Source organism: Lysinibacillus parviboronicapiens (genome assembly GCF_003049575.1).
GTDB lineage: Bacteria > Bacillota > Bacilli > Bacillales_A > Planococcaceae > Lysinibacillus > Lysinibacillus parviboronicapiens.
The window spans coordinates 26,303-40,439 of record NZ_PYWI01000032.1 but is presented as its reverse complement, the minus strand read 5'-3'; the positions used below and the strand labels follow the sequence as shown (position 1 = coordinate 40,439).

13 protein-coding genes and 1 pseudogene are annotated in these 14,137 nt (G+C 38.3%); 5 read left to right on the top strand and 9 right to left on the bottom strand.

Annotated elements, in window-relative coordinates:
• From C9J35_RS19630 to C9J35_RS19615, 4 genes and pseudogenes are all read left to right on the top strand, one after another.
• A pseudogene (locus tag C9J35_RS19630) lies at positions 1–259 on the top strand (IS3 family transposase); the annotation flags it as partial.
• Positions 260–406: 147 nt separating this feature from the next.
• Complete coding sequence (locus tag C9J35_RS19625; RefSeq protein ID WP_107926130.1) at positions 407–916, top strand: DUF3231 family protein; 510 nt, start codon at positions 407–409, stop codon at positions 914–916.
• 29 nt (positions 917–945) lie between these two features.
• Positions 946–1,803 (top strand): manganese catalase family protein, encoded by an 858-nt coding sequence (locus tag C9J35_RS19620; protein ID WP_054768524.1) that lies wholly within the window; start codon positions 946–948, stop codon positions 1,801–1,803.
• Between the two features lie 162 nt (positions 1,804–1,965).
• Complete coding sequence (locus C9J35_RS19615; protein WP_054768525.1) at positions 1,966–2,214, top strand: gamma-type small acid-soluble spore protein; 249 nt, start codon at positions 1,966–1,968, stop codon at positions 2,212–2,214.
• Between the two features lie 566 nt (positions 2,215–2,780).
• On the opposite strand, the gene C9J35_RS19610 is transcribed toward C9J35_RS19615, so the two are convergent.
• The 9 genes from C9J35_RS19610 to C9J35_RS19570 form a co-directional block, all read right to left on the bottom strand.
• On the bottom strand, positions 2,781–3,518 hold the full coding sequence (locus C9J35_RS19610; protein WP_107926128.1) for a 16S rRNA (uracil(1498)-N(3))-methyltransferase: 738 nt from the start codon (positions 3,516–3,518) through the stop codon (positions 2,781–2,783).
• A 76-nt stretch (positions 3,519–3,594) separates the two neighbouring features.
• Positions 3,595–4,536, bottom strand: coding sequence for a 50S ribosomal protein L11 methyltransferase (gene prmA, locus C9J35_RS19605; RefSeq protein ID WP_107926126.1), 942 nt, complete (start codon positions 4,534–4,536; stop codon positions 3,595–3,597).
• A 21-nt stretch (positions 4,537–4,557) separates the two neighbouring features.
• Positions 4,558–5,679, bottom strand: a complete 1,122-nt coding sequence (gene dnaJ / locus C9J35_RS19600; protein WP_107926124.1) for a molecular chaperone DnaJ — start codon at positions 5,677–5,679, stop codon at positions 4,558–4,560.
• A gap of 237 nt (positions 5,680–5,916) precedes the next feature.
• Positions 5,917–7,758, bottom strand: coding sequence for a molecular chaperone DnaK (gene dnaK, locus C9J35_RS19595; protein ID WP_107926122.1), 1,842 nt, complete (start codon positions 7,756–7,758; stop codon positions 5,917–5,919).
• 75 nt (positions 7,759–7,833) lie between these two features.
• Positions 7,834–8,409, bottom strand: a complete 576-nt coding sequence (grpE, locus tag C9J35_RS19590) for a nucleotide exchange factor GrpE (RefSeq protein ID WP_107926120.1) — start codon at positions 8,407–8,409, stop codon at positions 7,834–7,836.
• Between the two features lie 11 nt (positions 8,410–8,420).
• On the bottom strand, positions 8,421–9,452 hold the full coding sequence (gene hrcA, locus C9J35_RS19585; protein WP_107926118.1) for a heat-inducible transcriptional repressor HrcA: 1,032 nt from the start codon (positions 9,450–9,452) through the stop codon (positions 8,421–8,423).
• 89 nt (positions 9,453–9,541) lie between these two features.
• Positions 9,542–10,687, bottom strand: coding sequence for a radical SAM family heme chaperone HemW (hemW, locus tag C9J35_RS19580; protein WP_107926116.1), 1,146 nt, complete (start codon positions 10,685–10,687; stop codon positions 9,542–9,544).
• 209 nt (positions 10,688–10,896) lie between these two features.
• On the bottom strand, positions 10,897–12,057 hold the full coding sequence (chrA, locus tag C9J35_RS19575; RefSeq protein WP_107926114.1) for a chromate efflux transporter: 1,161 nt from the start codon (positions 12,055–12,057) through the stop codon (positions 10,897–10,899).
• Between the two features lie 124 nt (positions 12,058–12,181).
• Positions 12,182–13,054, bottom strand: coding sequence for a DUF4179 domain-containing protein (locus tag C9J35_RS19570; protein ID WP_107926112.1), 873 nt, complete (start codon positions 13,052–13,054; stop codon positions 12,182–12,184).
• Positions 13,055–13,309: 255 nt separating this feature from the next.
• Here C9J35_RS19570 and C9J35_RS19565 point away from each other — a divergent pair, with 255 nt between their 5' ends.
• Positions 13,310–14,023: a polysaccharide deacetylase family protein gene (locus tag C9J35_RS19565; RefSeq protein WP_107926110.1), complete on the top strand. Its 714-nt coding sequence runs from the start codon at positions 13,310–13,312 to the stop codon at positions 14,021–14,023.
• Positions 14,024–14,137: the final 114 nt, after the last annotated feature.

Here is a 14,137-nt window from a genome sequence, read left to right as displayed (position 1 = left end):
CGATATCAACAGGCCGTAAAAGGGAAAGGCATTATCATGAGCATGTCCCGTAAAGGTACGCCCGCTGATAATGCCCCAATTGAATCATTTCATTCTGCATTAAAGTCTGAAACATTTTACTTAGACAATTTAAGGCGTACTACGACGGCAATCGTAGAACAAACTGTCAAAGACTATGTTAAAGTATTATAACTATATCCGAATACAAGCGAAACTAAACAACCAGTCGCCGGTACAATATCGACAACTGGTTGGGTAAATGCTTTTTTGATCTCTGTCTTATATACAGGGGTCAGTCCCCTCCTGGTAGTGGCCCTTTTTAATTTTGGTATAAAAAATGTATAAAAGTGAATGTTATTCATCCATACTATCTTTGCTTAACTAAAAAAGAAAAGGAAGTGTTAGTATGGGTATTCTTGGTGGAAATCCAAAAGACGAGCCATTGCATTATGGTGAAGTATTCAGTGTTTGGTCAAGCTTAATTGCAGACTACGGTATGATTTCTGGCAACCAAACGCTTTATAATCACGCTGGTGACGATGATCTTAAAAAGATTATTGAAGATATCATCGAAACATGTAGAGAAGAAGTAAAACAATTAGAAAAAATTCTAAAAACGAATGGTATTGCTTTACCACCTGCTTCACCTGAACGACCTGTAGCAAGATTGGAAGATATCCCTCCAGGTGCTAAGTTTAATGATCCAGAAATAAGCGCCGCGCTCACAGCTGACATAGCTGCTGGATTAGTGGCATGTAGCCAAGCAATAGGTACTTCCACTCGTGAAGATATCGCATTAATGTATGGTCAGTTCCATACAGCAAAAGCTCTACTTGGTGCTAAACTTTTACGTTTGAACAAAAATAAAGGTTGGCTTGTCCCACCGCCATTACATGTGGATTATCCTGAAAAATAAAATCTATTTCTCCGAATCGAGGAATGTAAATGTATTATTATAAAGAAGAATTGATTAACATTATTAAACCTGACAAACCGGATCCACAAGCAGCACGAGTAATGCAAGAAATACTTGGTGGTCATTATGGTGAAATGAGAACCATGATGCAATACTTTTTCCAAAGCTCTAATTTTAGAGGCAAAGAAACACAATTTCGTGATTTGCTTCGTGGCGTTTTCTTAGAAGAAATTGCTCATGTAGAACTAGTACAAAATACAATTAACCAATTACTAAATGATTCTGGAGAATCTTCTGCCCCAGGCAATAATGGTATGGACCAAGCACCCTTAGATGATGCCGTTAGACATGCAAATCCGCACCATTATATTGTGGGAGCACAATCATCTTTACCTGTTGATGCTGCCGGTAATCCCTGGAATGGCTCGTGGGTGTATGCGCACGGAAACCTTATTGCAGATTTATTGGATAATTTAGTACTTGAGTCAACTGGTGTACTTCAAAAGACACGCATTTATGAAATGAGTTCTAATCAGACATTTAGGGAAACACTTGCCTTTCTAATCGTCCGGGACAATGCTCACCAAAATGCATTTGCCAAAGCGTTAGAAACATTAGGTGTAGATTGGGGAAAACTATTCCCTGTACCGAACTACGATATCAACAAATATCCTGAATGTAGAAAGTTCGTTGAAATGGGTTATCATAATGCCCAGTTTAACTTTAGATTAGACCCCACACGTATCGGTGAAATATTCCAAGGTCAAACTCCAAGTAGAAATGGCGGAGAACTGAATGTAACTCCTCCTCCTGAAGGATTCCCAGTACCACTTATGCCAGAGATGCCAAATGAACACAGCCCTGGTCTTAAGGATATGAATAATTAACCATTCTTCTGTAGCGTTTACAATGCTACAGCTTTTTTATGCAACAATTTGGCGAAGTTAAGAACGTAATATTATCTCCAGCTTTGCAGAAATTTTCTAATCAAAAATTTCTACGGATATTAAAACCTCTTCTGAACAGACTAATTTCAGGAGGTGAAATACATGTCAAATAAAAACAAGAACCAAACCGTTGACCAAATTAGACAACAAATCCAACAAGCGGAAGCTAACAAAAATCAAGCTTCTGGTCGTTTTGCAACTCCGAATTTTATGAACGCAATGAACAACGTAGAATTCGGGACTGAGACTGATGTAAACCAAGTTAGACAACAAATCCAACAAGCAGAAGCTAACAAAAATCAAGCTTCTGGCCCTAGCGCAAATAAAGGTTTCGGAAACAATTCAAATTAATTTCATATCACACAACGGCAGATTTTTTCTGCCGTTTTTTGTTTTCGGTTACATTACAACATCCTCATATTGTTTTGTTCAGTAACAAAAACTCTCTGTACTTCTTCAAAATTCCACTTTCATAACATTCATTTCATCTTAGGTATTCAAACAGTCTCTGTTTTTAATATTTATTAATTTCAGTTTAATAGACCGATTACCAATCAACTTCCAATAACTTTCTGAAACGGAAGTAATCTTTTTTATTTACAAATTCCTCATATTGTTCAGTCAGTAATTAAACACTCATTTCCGAACAATTCCTAGTTATCCAAATACATTTAACCCCAAAAACTTTACTCGTAATTAGCTGAATTAATAGAGCGTGAGCTTATTGTAAAAACAGGACAATCCATATTAACTCGCTATCTTTACAAAGAAAAAATCACTTAAAACCGATATTTTAAGTGATTTTCCCAAGCCATTCAAGCCTTGTTATTATTGGATTCCTACGCAATCATATCTCTGTTTACTACCCCACAGCCAAGCGTGTGAAAAGCCACTTTCGATAAGGCTAAACACCTCTTTCATTCAAATTCATAAGATATTGCAGACAGTGCATAAAGTGGCGCTGTTTCTGCTCGTAAAATTCTTGGTCCTAGAGACATCGTTTGTGCGCCCGCTTCAAGCAACGCCTGTGATTCCTTGCGCGCAATGCCACCCTCTGGACCGAAGATAATAAGGATTGATTTCGACTTCTTATCATAAACGTTTTTCAGCTTCTCGGCAAACCTTGTGCGCTTTTCAACCTTTGCATCCTCTTCATCCGCAATAAAAATAGCGTCAAATTTTCCTAATTGCGCAACTAGTTGCTTAAAACTTATTGGCTCGAAAATGACAGGTATATGTGTTCGATGGGACTGCTCTGCAGCCTCTTTTGCAATTTTTTGCAGACGCTCCTGCTTTTTCGCTCCCTTTTTTGTGTCCCATTTTACAATGGAGCGTTCGGCTTCAAATGGTAATAGCGCATACATGCCCAGCTCTGTCGCTTTTTGTGTAATGAGCTCAAGTTTATCTCCCTTCGGTAGACCGCAAGCCACTGTCACATGAACTGGCAACTCTGGTGAAGTGATGGTACGGCCAGTTGATTGAACAAGCACGTCATCACCTTCGAATGCAGTAATGGTACAAATATAGGCTGTATGTTCAGCAACAACTACGATTTCTTCGCCTTCCTTCATACGCATCACGCGTCCAATATGGCGTGCATCTTCTCCAGTAATGCGCGCAGTTTCAATGCCAGTTTCAATAAAATAACGTTGCATATTGCTCGCTCCTTCACATGAAGAAAACGCCATATCGTAAGCACTCGGCTCACGATTTGGCGCTTCCTCCGTCAATTTATTGCGGACGACGGGCGATAATGGCTACCCAATCTTCCATCAGTAATACTTCTTCAATCACAAAGCCAGAAGCTTCGAGTGCAGCTTTCACATCATCACGTTTAGCGCCAATGATGCCTGAAGTGACATATAGTCCACCTGGTTTGACTATCGTGAATGCATCGTCTGTAAAGGACATAATAATTTCCGCTAAAATATTAGCCACAACGACATCAGCAGGTTCTTTTACCGTATCCAGTAAGTTGCCATGGAAGACCGTCACTTTATCGTCTACTTTGTTTAACGCAACATTTTCCTGTGCTGAACGTACAGCTACCTCGTCTAAATCAAGCGCATGAACGCTTTTAGCACCAAGCATTGCTGCGCCGATTGAAAGAACGCCTGAACCAGTACCAATATCGACAACCTTATCACCCTCTTTAACGACCTTTTCAAGTCCTTGTAAACACATGACAGTTGTTGGGTGCGTACCTGTACCAAATGCCATACCAGGGTCTAATTCAATAATCAATTCATCCGTAGAAACAGGTGTATAGTCTTCCCATGTTGGTACAATTGTAAAGCGTTCAGAAATTTTTACAGGGTGATAATATTGTTTCCACGCTGTTGCCCAATCTTCCTCGTTCACTTCAACAATGGATACAACATTTTGACCAATATCGATATTGAAATTTGTTAAATTTGTAATAGCTGCTTTAATTTCTTCGACAGTTTCATTTAAAAAACTAGACTCCGATAAGTAAGCTTTAACGATAACCCCCTCTTTTGGGAAATCATCCTCGTTTAGCGCATAAATCTCACCAAACTGATCTTCGCGTGGCTTCGCATATTCAGCAGAATCCTCAATTACAACACCACTAGCCCCTGCTTCATGCAAAATATTTGAAATTGCTTCCACCGCTTCATCTTTCGTATGAATCGATAATTCTGACCACTTCACGTAGCTCTTCAGCTCCTCTTATTATTCACCTTGGAATTTTTTCTTGATTTTATCAAACAGCGAGCTTCCTTGTTCTTCTGGAATATCGCCACTAATTTCTGCAAATTCACGTAATAATTGCTTTTGTTTTTCAGTTAATTTTTCTGGCGTGATAACTTTGACTGTCACATATTGGTTACCTGTGCCGTAGCCATGTACATTCTTCACACCTTTATCTTTTAGGCGGAATTGAGCACCTGATTGTGTCCCTGCAGGAATACGTAATTTCACTTTACCGTGGACAGTCGGAACCTCAATTTCATCTCCAAGAGCTGCTTGTGGGAATGTTAGTTTTAATTCGTAATAAATATCGTCCCCATCACGTTCAAATTCGTTGTGCCCTTGTACGCGGAACATAATATATAAGTCACCTGCTGGACCACCGTTGATACCTGGTTCACCTTGCCCAGAAACACGGATTTGTTGACCATCATCAACACCTGCTGGGATTGTAACTTTGATTTTTTTACGTTTTTGGACTTTACCTTCCCCACGACAAGTTGAACATTTTTCTTTAATGATTTTACCTGTACCATGACATGTCGAACAAGCACGACGATTCATCATACGACCGAAAGGTGTGTCTACTGCTTGATTCACTTGCCCTGCTCCATTACATGTTGAACATGTCTCAGGTGTCGTACCAGGTTTAGCTCCAGAACCATGACATGTATCGCATGTTTCATCTTTTGGAATTTCAATTTCTGTTTCTTTACCAAAAATTGCTTCCTCAAATTTAATGTTCATACGATATTGTAGGTCATCGCCTTTGCGTGGTGCATTCGGATCTTGACGACGGCCACCTCCGCCAAAGAATGAGCTGAAAATATCCTCGAAGCCGCCAAAGCCGCCTCCGCCACCGAAGCCACCACCAAAACCTGCATTTGGATCTTCGTGGCCAAATTGGTCATAGCGCGCTTTCTTTTGTTCATCACTTAGAACTTCATAAGCTTCAGCGATTTCTTTGAATTTTTCATCTGCACCTGGTTCTTTGTTAAGATCAGGATGGTATTGCTTTGATAGTTTACGGTATGCTTTTTTAATGTCATCTTTTGAAGCCGATTTTGTTAAACCAAGCACCTCGTAGTAATCGCGTTTCTCCATGATTCACACTCCGCTCTTTTTGCATAAAATCTATTGTAACATGCAGTTATAAAAACTGCTTCTATTTTTTCATCATATGAAAAGCTAATTCATGCCGCTCCGCACTCTTCTAGTATTAGAGCATCTAAAAGTAGTGGCTTGAATACTTTGACTCTGTTTTTATTTTTTATCTTGTAAAGAGAAAAGCCAAAGCCGCAAGCGGTCTTTGGCTTTTTCACTTTACTGTGTTATTTGAAATTATTTATCGTCTTTTACTTCTTCAAAATCAGCATCTACGATATCTTCATCTTTGTTACCAGCGCCAGCATCTGGTCCTGCTTCGCCACCTTGAGCCGCTTGTGCAGCTGCAGCCGCTTGTTCGTATACTTTCATTACTAGTGGTTGTAATACGCCTTCTAATTTTTCTTTAGAAGTTTTAATACCTTCTAATTCACCAGCTTCAAGTGCTTTTTTCAATTCATCACGAGCATCTTCTACAGATTTTTTCTCGTCTTCAGTGATTTGTTCACCTAAGTCTGTGATTGTTTTATCCACTTGGAATACTAATTGGTCTGCTTCGTTACGAAGGTCTGCCTCTTCTTTACGTTTTGTATCTGCTTCAGCGTTTGCTTCAGCATCTTTAACCATGCGTTCAATTTCGTCCTCTGATAAACCTGAATCAGATTGGATGACAATTGTTTGTTCTTTATTTGTACCAAGATCTTTCGCTTTAACAGAAACGATACCGTTTTTGTCAATATCAAATGTAACTTCGATTTGTGGAATACCACGTGGTGCTGGTGGAATATCCGCTAATTGGAAGCGACCTAATGTTTTGTTATCCGCTGCCATTGAGCGTTCACCTTGTAATACGTGAATATCTACTGCTGGTTGATTATCAGCCGCAGTTGAGAACACTTGTGATTTAGACGTTGGGATTGTTGTGTTTCGGTCGATTAATTTTGTGAACACGCCGCCCATTGTTTCAATACCAAGTGAAAGTGGTGTTACGTCTAGTAATACTACGTCTTTTACATCTCCAGTTAATACGCCACCTTGTACCGCTGCACCCATTGCTACTACTTCGTCAGGGTTTACACCACGGTGAGGCTCTTTACCAGTTTCTTTACGTACTGCTTCTTGTACTGCAGGAATACGAGTAGAACCACCAACAAGGATTACTTGGTCAAGTTCTGAAGCAGAAAGACCAGCGTCAGATAAAGCTTGACGTACTGGACCAACTGTACGGTTTACTAAGCTTAAAGTAATTTCATCAAATTTAGTACGTGTTAAAGATACTTCTAAGTGAAGTGGACCTTCAGCACCAGCAGTGATGAATGGTAATGAAATTTGTGTAGAAGTTACGCCTGATAAATCTTTTTTCGCTTTTTCAGCTGCATCTTTTAGACGTTGCATTGCCATTTTATCTTTAGAAAGGTCAATACCATTATCTTTTTTGAATTCAGCTACTAGGTACTCGATAACTGCGTCATCGAAGTCATCCCCACCAAGCTTGTTATCACCAGCAGTTGCTAGTACCTCAAATACACCATCACCTAATTCAAGGATCGATACGTCGAATGTACCACCACCAAGGTCAAATACTAATACTTTTTGATCTTGATCTTGTTTATCTAAACCATATGCTAGTGCAGCAGCTGTTGGCTCGTTGATAATACGTTCTACTTCAAGACCTGCGATTTTACCAGCGTCTTTTGTTGCTTGACGTTGTGCATCATTAAAGTATGCAGGAACAGTAATAACAGCTTTTGTAACTTTTTCACCTAAGTAATCTTCAGCATAGCCTTTTAAGTATTGAAGAATCATTGCTGATACTTCTTGTGGTGTATACTCTGTATCTTCCACTTTAACTTTTTCAGCAGTACCCATTTTAGATTTAATAGAAATAATTGTGTTAGGGTTTGTTACTGATTGACGTTTCGCCACTTCACCAACTTGACGTTCACCATTTTTAAACGCAACGACAGATGGTGTTGTACGGTTACCTTCTGGATTTGGAATTACTTTTGGTTCTCCACCTTCAAGTACAGATACACAAGAGTTCGTTGTTCCTAAGTCAATACCGATAATTTTGCTCATAGTAAAATTTCCTCCTAATATTTAAACGCATTGGTGCGTTCGTTAACTAATTTAATTTATTAAATAGTGCTATGACTATTCGTTAACAGATACCATTGTTGGGCGTAATACACGATCTTTCAAAATATAGCCTTTTTGAAGTTCACGTACGACAACACCCGTCTCTTTTTCACTATCTTGTTCTTGCATAACAGCTTGGTGAACATTTGGGTCAAACTGCTCACCTTCTGCTTTAATGACCTGTAATCCTTCTTTTTCAGTTGCCTCGATAAGTGAACGGTACACCATTTCAATGCCTTTCACGATTGATGCAGCTTCATCAGAAGTAGGTTCGATTTGTAGAGCACGCTCAAAATTATCTAATACCGGCAATAAATCTGTTAATAAATTTTGCGCACGGTACTTTTCAGCTGCCTCACGTTCAACTTGCTGACGACGACGTATGTTGTCGAAGTCTGCACGTAAACGTAAGTGACGATTTTCTTCGTCATCTAATTTTGCTTGTAATTCTGCTAGCTTTGCTTCATATTGCTCTTCAATCGTTAGTTCTACCTGCTCTTCTACTACTGCTTGAGCTTCTGTTTCTGTTGATTCGTTTTCAACTTGTACATCTTCTTGTACAAGTTCTTTGTTTTCGGTTTTTTCAGTCACTTGAATCCTCCTTAATAATCACTACGATTCTTCGTAAAGGCCTGTGATAAATCCATGCGTATTACGTCTAGTAAAGCAACAACACGCTTATAATCCATACGGGTCGGGCCAATAATAGCGATGGCACCCTGCTGTTCTTCACCAATTGAATAAGTGGTCGTAATGACACTACAGTTCTCCATCTCCAACTGCTTATTTTCTGAGCCTATACGTATATGAATACCTGATTCATTCGGATGGAAGAGCGACTGCACTTGGCTGGTCCTTTCCATCAAATCCATAATCATACGGACTTTATTTAAATCGTGGAATTCCGGTTGGTTGAACATATTTGTTTTACCGCCATAAAAAATCTTACTTTCCGAATTATGCATCGTTGCTGATACAAGGGAATGAATAAAATCATCGGCTGATTGTATATGCTGCTGTAACACAGCAAGTACTTCAGCTTCAAGTTTTTTTTGGATTTCATCTAGTGACGCGCCGACTAAGCGCTCATTTAAGATATTAACCATCTTCTCAAGCTCAGAAGCGGTAATATGAGGTGGTAAACTAAACATGCGATTTTCAACATGCCCGTTATTCGTAACGATAATCGCTACTGCTGTATCACTTGAAAGTGGTACGATGGAAAAGCGTTTCACTCGATGTCTTTGTACATCAGGTCCTAATAGTATCGACGTATACGATGTCAGCTCCGATAAAATATTGGCAGACTTTCGGATAATTTGCTCGACTTCTACTAAACGTTCATTGAAAATTGATTGAATTTGTTGAATATCCTTAGAGTTTATACCTTGAGGATTCAACAAATGATCTACATAAAATCTATACCCCTTTTCCGAAGGCACTCGACCAGAGGAAGTGTGTGTTTTTTCCAAAAAACCTAATTCCTCTAAATCCGCCATTTCGTTTCGAATTGTGGCTGGACTAAATGTAATCTCTTGTTTTTTTGAGATTTGGCGAGAACCTACCGGCTGTGCAGACGTAATAAAGTCGTCTACGATGACTTGTAATATCTGTAATTGCCGATTTGTAAGCATGATTATCACCTCTGTTAGCACTCGACTAAGAGGAGTGCTAATACTATTATTAAGTTATCAAATCCCACATTTTCTGTCAATGGAATCGCTCAATCTTCTAATAAAAATTGTTGAAAAACTTCATTTCCTACAAAACGGCCTTTTCGCGTAAGACGAATTCCGACATCATCATGTTCCAATAGGTTGTCTAAAACTAACTTTTCAATGACTGGCCCATAATGCATTTGCATAGTCTCTTTAAATTTCTCTTCATATATATTATGAGAAATGCCAGCCGTTTTACGTAGCCCTAAAAACATTTGCTCTTCACGTTTTTCAGCATCTGTTACTGCATGTTTGTGCACAATAGGTAATTCTCCAGCGTCTACTGCATCCATATATTTTTTTAATGGTCCATGATTGGAATAGCGTAAACCACCCAAATAGCCATGTGCTCCTGCCCCAAAACCAGCATATTCGTCGTTTTCCCAATAAATGTTGTTATGTGTTGAAGCAAAACCAGGTTGTGCGAAATTACTAATTTCATATTGCTGAAGACCATGCGCCTCCATTTCTTGCATAAGCACATCGTACATTTCCGCTTCTAAATCTTCTGTAGGTAGGTTCAGCTTACCTTTTGCATACTGGTTATAAAAAATCGTTTTTGGTTCCACTATAAGTGAGTAGGCTGAAAAATGGGGTAAATCGAGCGCAAAAGCTTTTTCTAATGAGTCCGTCCATTGCGCCATCGTTTGGCCAGGCAAGCCATACATTAAATCAATACTAATGTTTTGAAAACCAACCTCTTTAGCTAATGCTATCGTTTCATAGACATGTACATTGCTATGTGTGCGACCAATTTTTTTTAGTAAGTTTTGATCAAATGACTGCACACCCATACTTAAGCGATTAACACCGCCTTTATACAGTGCTCGCATTTTAGCCTCAGACAGTTCATCGGGATTGGCCTCTGATGTAAATTCTGTCACACTGTGCATCGGAATATACGTGCGAATGAGATTGAGTAGTCTCTCTAATTGCTCAGGTGACAATGCAGTAGGCGTCCCACCGCCAAGAAAAATCGTTTCTATCTGGTTAAAACTATTAGGATGCTTTTTAGTCGCAAGGGCCATTTCCTTGCCAAGTGCTTCTATATATTCATCTACTGGTTGATTTTTAAAGTAAAATTTATTGAAATCGCAATAATTGCAGATTTGATGACAAAAAGGAATATGAATGTAAACACCCCGTGCCATGACTATCCCTTCTTTCTTGTTAAGTCCTTTTCCATTTCCCCATTATAAACAATCGTTAAGGAGAACGCTATGAATCCATCTAGATAGAATTATGAGATAATCTTTACACTGTTGATTTAATGACATGCAAAAAAATCAAAACCATTAGAAATGTAGTGGCTTTGATTTTTGTGAAAAAATGTATAAATTAAAAATCTCCTTTATAGTGCCTAATAAAAAACAACCCCTACGCCAATCCCTAATAGTACAAGTAAATACGGCTGGATCTTCCAACGAATTAAGAGTACTAAAAAACCTATAACAATAAATACGTCCAGGCCACCTTGGATTGTTTGCGTTACGATTGGCTGTATAAATGCAGCCGCTAATATGCCGACTACTGCTGCATTGGCACCAGCCATCGCACCTTTCAATCCTGTTGTACGACTAATTGTAAACCAAAACGGGAGGACACCAATTATTAGTAAAAATGCCGGAAGAAAAATGGCAATTGTGGCGACAAGTGCGCCAGGAATTCCACCAATAATCATGCCTATATAAGAAGCAAATGTGAATAATGGTCCGGGCATAGCCTGTGTAATGCCATAACCAGTTATAAAATCAGATGAACGTAATAAGCCACTTTGCACAAACTGTACCTCTAGTAGTGGTAGTACAACATGACCCCCACCAAAAACTAAAGCTCCTGAGACATAAAATTTTTCTATTATCTGGAGCCATTCATAGTTAAATAGTGAACTAGCTACAGGTAACCCGATGAGTAAAATTATAAATAGTAATAAAAAACGCATCCCCATTGTTTTTGAGATTGGTAATCTAATGCCCTCCGAGTCTCTGTTTGTCGTGCTTTCTTTAAATAATTTAAAGCCCACTAAAACTGAGGCAAAAATAACAACCACTTGAGCAAATGGATGCATCCATAAAAGCAATACTACTAGTGCCAAGAAGGCGATTAAAAAGTGTCGAAGGCTGGGAATTAACTTCTTTGACATATCCCAAACCGCTTGTGCAACAATTGCAACAGCCACTAATTTTAAGCCATGGATCCAGTTCATGTCTATTTCTTTGTGTGCATAAAAATAAGCGCAAACCATTAATAGCAGCACAGAGGGCAAGGTAAATCCAATAAAAGAAGCAATACTCCCTAGCAACCCACCCCGTAGTAGGCCTATCCCCATTCCCACCTGACTCGATGCAGGACCTGGTAAAAATTGACTGAGCGCAACCAAATTACTATATTCTTTGTCAGTTAACCATTGTCGATTTTGCACATATTCATGTTGAAAATATCCTAAATGTGCAGTTGGACCACCAAAAGAAGTACAACCTAATTTAAAGGAAACGAGAAAAATCTCCACTATCTTTCGCAAATGTTTCAACTACTTTCCATGTCATATATAGTAATAGTACATGGAATATTTATTAGGTTAGATTAAGATATTGTAAATTTTCTCTGTAAGTCAAGATTCCACTGTTAAACGTAAATTCTCATAGTTATTTCTCACCAATTTTAATTACTGGACCAAGTTCTTTATCTCTATCACCTGTTTCGACAGGTATTAACTCATACATTTTATCCTTCAAATACAGCGCATCGAAACGGATTCCCCACTGTGTATGCTCTTCATTTAAAGGATAAGAAGAATCATAACGCCATGTTTTTCCAGACTCAGATAAAATGTTAAATGCAATAGATTCTTGTAAGCTTTGTGTTGACTGAAAGTATATGGTAGTAGAAATCGGTGTTGAAACAACCTTTTCTACCTTAATTACTTGACCATCATTTAGCGTAATTGCTTTGTCCACAGAAAAAATTATTCTATCTTCTAGCAATTGCTCTTGTAAAGCCTCTATTCTAAATACCCACGGTTTATCAATCGGCTTTTCCCAATTCCAATCGTTATAGCGTATTTCAAGTTTTAGCTTTTCATTTTGCGGTAACTCACTCATCTTTACACTGTTATATATCGTATAGATTGAATCAGTTTGTGCAATGGTCTGACCACCATTCCGAACTGTAAAATTCTGACCATTCACCAATACTTGTGGAATGAAAAAAACTTGATAGTCGAAATCTAAATCCTCTACTGGCTCAAAGGTTGCATTAAGTAATATTTGATTATCATCCATCATCACCTCATTTAATGTCAAACGCCCGAAATCGTTTTCAATTGTTTGACCAACAAATGTTTTGTAGACACTAAAATCAGGCTCCTTAGATTTATCTAAGAACGAGGCTACGACAGGCAAATTAGTAATTATTACACAACTGACTACTACTATACACAAAGCAATAACAAACCATTTTTTGCGTACTCGTTTTTTCTTAGGCTGGTCTTCAGATAAACTATAATCACTGGACAACATAAACCCCCCCTTGTTCTTACATGGCAATATATTGTTATGATTCATTGTAATAACGAATTGAGTATTATATAACCAATCATCCACTGCAAAAAATACAGCAGCGCACCAGCAAACTTTGTCACTCGAATCAAAGCTTAGGACAGCAACAAACTAGCTAACTTATCTAGTGAACAAAGACCTCATTGACTAACGTAATAAAACAGGTTGAACCTTGCATAAGAAATAACAATACCGTTAGAAAGGTTGGTTGCATAAATGAAAAAGAAAATCTTCTATATATCTATTGGTGTGTTGTTCACTATTATTTTAGTATTAGGCACATACAAACTAATGAATGCTCGAACATATCAACTGTTTGGAGAAATAACGGCACATATAGATACAAATGAAAAAGTTGTCGCTTTAACATTTGATGATGGCCCAACAGAAAACGTCAATGAACTGCTGCCTATATTAGACCAATACCATGCGAAGGCAACATTCTTTCTTATTGGAAGCGAGATAGAGGAGAATCCAGAAGCAGCACAAAAAATCGTCAGGGCAGGTCACCAAATCGGTAATCACACTTACTCACATAAACCAATGGTGTTCAAAAGTAACTCTTTTATAAAAGAAGAAATTGAAAAAACCGATCAACTGATTCAAAGCATCGGTTATACTGATGAAATTGCTATTCGACCACCTTATTGCAAAAAATTAATTGGTTTCCCTTATTACTTAAATAAAAATAAGCGGGACACCATCACGTGGAATTTGGAGCCAGATACGTACTATTCGACAGCTAAAGAAAAGATCAATTATGTAATGGAGAATATCCAACCAGGGTCCATTATTTTGATGCATCCCATGTATGATGACACTGGTAATGAACTACAAGCCGTAGAGGGTATTTTACAAGCACTCACTAAAGATGGTTATAGATTTGTGACAGTGAATGAGCTCAAAAATTTTGTAAGTATAGAAGATTAGTAGCATCAACTACGTTCCAAGATATTACTTTTTGTGATAGTGATTAAAAAGGCCATCCCAATTATTAATTTCAAACAGGGACAGCCTTTTTTAATTCAAAGCCATGTTATGTAA

Coding starts and splice junctions, on each gene's coding strand:
- dnaJ (WP_107926124.1), bottom strand. CDS start 5,679: ATGGAGAAACGCGATTACTACGAGGTGCTTGGTTTAACAAAATCGGCT.
- C9J35_RS19615 (WP_054768525.1), top strand. CDS start 1,966: ATGTCAAATAAAAACAAGAACCAAACCGTTGACCAAATTAGACAACAA.
- hemW (WP_107926116.1), bottom strand. CDS start 10,687: ATGGCACGGGGTGTTTACATTCATATTCCTTTTTGTCATCAAATCTGC.
- hrcA (WP_107926118.1), bottom strand. CDS start 9,452: ATGCTTACAAATCGGCAATTACAGATATTACAAGTCATCGTAGACGAC.
- C9J35_RS19570 (WP_107926112.1), bottom strand. CDS start 13,054: ATGTTGTCCAGTGATTATAGTTTATCTGAAGACCAGCCTAAGAAAAAA.
- C9J35_RS19565 (WP_107926110.1), top strand. CDS start 13,310: ATGAAAAAGAAAATCTTCTATATATCTATTGGTGTGTTGTTCACTATT.
- C9J35_RS19625 (WP_107926130.1), top strand. CDS start 407: ATGGGTATTCTTGGTGGAAATCCAAAAGACGAGCCATTGCATTATGGT.
- dnaK (WP_107926122.1), bottom strand. CDS start 7,758: ATGAGCAAAATTATCGGTATTGACTTAGGAACAACGAACTCTTGTGTA.
- C9J35_RS19620 (WP_054768524.1), top strand. CDS start 946: ATGTATTATTATAAAGAAGAATTGATTAACATTATTAAACCTGACAAA.
- C9J35_RS19610 (WP_107926128.1), bottom strand. CDS start 3,518: ATGCAACGTTATTTTATTGAAACTGGCATTGAAACTGCGCGCATTACT.